Annotated in this window: 2 tRNA genes and 1 rRNA gene; all 3 read right to left on the minus strand. The window is 48.4% G+C overall.

The window, feature by feature from the left end:
• Positions 1–133: 133 nt before the first annotated feature.
• A tRNA-Ala gene (locus ACTWP4_RS22545) sits at positions 134–209 on the minus strand.
• A 10-nt stretch (positions 210–219) separates the two neighbouring features.
• Positions 220–296 (minus strand) — tRNA-Ile (locus ACTWP4_RS22550).
• Positions 297–402: 106 nt separating this feature from the next.
• Positions 403–502: ribosomal RNA gene (locus ACTWP4_RS22555) — 16S ribosomal RNA — on the minus strand; the annotation flags it as partial.

The following is a 502-nucleotide window of genomic DNA, read 5'->3' on the forward strand; positions in this document are numbered from 1 at the left end:
GTGCCAAGGCATCCACCGTGCGCCCTTCTTCACTTAACTATATTACTTACTATGCTTAACGCTTTAAAAGCGCGTTGGTTTTTGTTTGATGTCTTGTCATACTCTTATCTAGTTTTCAAGGTACATATTATTATGGTGGAGCCTAGCGGGATCGAACCGCTGACCTCCTGCGTGCAAAGCAGGCGCTCTCCCAGCTGAGCTAAGGCCCCTTGTAAAGAATGGTGGGCCTGAGTGGACTCGAACCACCGACCTCACGCTTATCAGGCGTGCGCTCTAACCAGCTGAGCTACAGGCCCATTCTAAAAAGGTTGTGTTTGAGGACATTAATCCCTCAAAACTGAACCAAACAACACAGTATGTTTTTTAGCACCTTTAAAAAAGGTGTTCCGTAATTATCCTTAGAAAGGAGGTGATCCAGCCGCACCTTCCGATACGGCTACCTTGTTACGACTTCACCCCAATCATTGGCCCCACCTTCGGCGGCTGGCTCCAAAGGTTACCC

It is taken from the genome of Gracilibacillus sp. D59 (assembly GCF_052246695.1).
In the GTDB taxonomy this organism is placed as follows: Bacteria; Bacillota; Bacilli; order Bacillales; family Amphibacillaceae; genus Gracilibacillus.